The organism is Mycobacterium sp. (assembly GCF_035603715.1).
Taxonomy (GTDB): Bacteria; Actinomycetota; Actinomycetes; order Mycobacteriales; family Mycobacteriaceae; genus Mycobacterium.
The window spans coordinates 1-2,301 of the sequence record NZ_DATNJW010000037.1 but is presented as its reverse complement, the minus strand read 5'-3'; the positions used below and the strand labels follow the sequence as shown (position 1 = coordinate 2,301).

The 2,301-nt window shown below is 67.4% G+C and carries 2 protein-coding genes; one reads left to right on the top strand and one right to left on the bottom strand.

What is annotated here, in order from left to right; genetic code table 11:
- The first annotated feature begins 5 nt into the window (after positions 1–5).
- A complete protein-coding gene (gene hemW / locus VN856_RS01330) occupies positions 6–1,178 on the top strand; it encodes a radical SAM family heme chaperone HemW (RefSeq protein WP_325685385.1) in 1,173 nt (390 codons plus the stop codon).
- Here hemW and VN856_RS01325 read toward each other — a convergent pair.
- The coding region (locus VN856_RS01325) for an HNH endonuclease (protein WP_325685383.1) at positions 1,175–2,301 on the bottom strand (1,127 nt) is incomplete at its 5' end. The genes hemW and VN856_RS01325 overlap by 4 nt on opposite strands.

Sequence of the window (2,301 nt, the reverse complement as noted above, 5' to 3'; positions counted from 1 at the left end):
AAGGCGTGACGGCATCCTCCGCGCCAGTCGGACTTCCTGACCTGCAGTTGAGCGGCGGCGGGCCATTCGGCATCTATATACACGTGCCGTTCTGCTTCACCCGCTGCGGCTACTGCGACTTCAACACCTACACGCCCGCCGAGCTGGGCGGGGTGAACCCCGATGCCTGGCTGGACAAGCTGCGCTCAGAGCTTGAACTCGCGGCCGCTCGGTTGGGCGGACCGACCGTGCAGACCGTCTTCGTCGGCGGCGGCACACCATCGCTATTGGGACCCGAGCGCTTCACCCGGGTGCTGAAAACGGTACGAGACAACTTCGAGCTGGCTACCGACGCCGAGGTGACCACCGAGGCCAACCCGGAGTCGGCGTGGCCGGACTTCTTCGCCGCGGCGCTCGCCGCCGGCTGCACCAGGGTGTCGTTGGGCATGCAATCGGTGTCGCCTCGGGTGCTGGGTGTGCTGGACCGGATCCACACGCCGAACCGGTCGGCGGCGGCGGCTCGCGAGGCGCTTGCCGAAGGATTCGAACACGTCAGCCTCGACCTCATCTACGGAACCCCCGGGGAGTCCGACGACGACCTGCTGCGATCGGTCGACACCGCGATCGACACCGGCGTCGACCACGTGTCCGCCTACGCTCTGGTCGTCGAAGAGGGCACCGCGCTGGCGCGCCGGGTCCGCAACGGCGAACTGGACGCTCCCGACGACGACGTCCTTGCGCATCGCTACGAGCTGGCCGACGAGCAGCTGTCGGCGGCCGGGTTCGACTGGTACGAGGTGTCGAACTGGAGTCGGCCAGGCGGGGAGTGCCGACACAATCTCGGGTACTGGGACGGCGGTCAGTGGTGGGGAGCCGGTCCCGGCGCGCACAGCTTCATCGGCGCGACGCGATGGTGGAATGTCAAGCATCCCAACGCTTATGCGCAGATACTGGACGGTGACGCGCTGCCGGTCGCCGGTTTCGAACAGCTGGATGCCACCACCCGCCACACCGAGGACGTGCTGTTGAAGATCCGGCTGCGTCAAGGTCTGCCGACCGACCTGCTGGACGAGGCCGAGCGCGAGCGCGCCGCCGTCGCTGTCCAGGACGGCCTGCTGTCTCGTGAGGGCGAGCGCCTGGTCCTCACCGACCGGGGGCGGCTGCTGGCCGACGGCGTCGTGCGCAACCTGCTGGATTAGGCCGCGTGTCGAGCCAGCGTTATACCGATGCGGACTTCAACATCGCTTCTCGCGATCGCCGGGGCCCGCGGAGGCGCTGCCGACCGATAATGCGCGCCGGTTGGTGTGATGAATTGCGCTGTGTGCCTGCCAATTTCATCAATATTCGGTTTGACGCGCCAGCCGGCGACCTCTTTGACGTAGTTGCATCGTTCGCATAGTCCGAGTCCGTTGCCCGCGCTTGTTTCGCCGCTTCCGGCCCACGGCTGGGCATGGTCGCGGTGGCGGATCGGTGCGTCGCAGTACGGTGTGCGGCATCGCTCATCCCGTAGCCCGATGAAAGTGGCCAGCCCCTTGGGAAACAACCGGGACCGTGACTCCATCGCCACCAATGCTCCGGAGTCCGGATGAGCGTAAAGCCGGCGCAACTTAGCCCGCGACCGTGGATCAGTGACGGCGTCTGAGACCAGTCCGCGCGCAACGGCCGCCGGGATGGGGCCGTAGCCGCTGACGGTGGCAGGGACGTTGGACCGACCAAACAGCGTTTCGTCGGACAACACCAGATTGACCGCGATCGGGGTCGCCGCTGCCGCGCTTCGCCCGGTGGTCCGTTCGACGAGCGTGTCGGCCATCACCTGGCCACGCGAGCGCCCGTCGGCGCAGACATCGGCTTCCCGCCGCAGTGCTGCGTAGACTGAGACACCTTGGGCCACAGGCAATAATGCGGTTAGATAGGCCATCGTGTCCGGCGCGGGCCGAATGGTCACCGTCCGATCGGTCGCTGCCTTGGCGGCCCGCTCGACAACCGCATGCGGATCGAGTCGGTAACTGATCGTCTTGGCAGCCGCCGCCACCCGTGCGTCGCCCATGCCCTGGAGTTCGGCTTGGTCGCGGCACAACTCGGCATCCAGGGTCCGCCGGTCATCGACGTCCAAGCACGCGCTTTCGCGCACAATCAAGGTGGCCCGCCACTCCGTCAGCACGCCTGCCTCCAACGCGGCCAGGGTGTGCGGCATCTCATGCACCAAAGCTTTCGCGAAGCCGAGATGCCGATTACCCCGAGCGGGCGAATCGAGTCGCGCGAGCGCAACCTCACTGGCGACTCCGCGCCCACGCCGCGCGGCCGGTACGCCCGCGGCGGCAT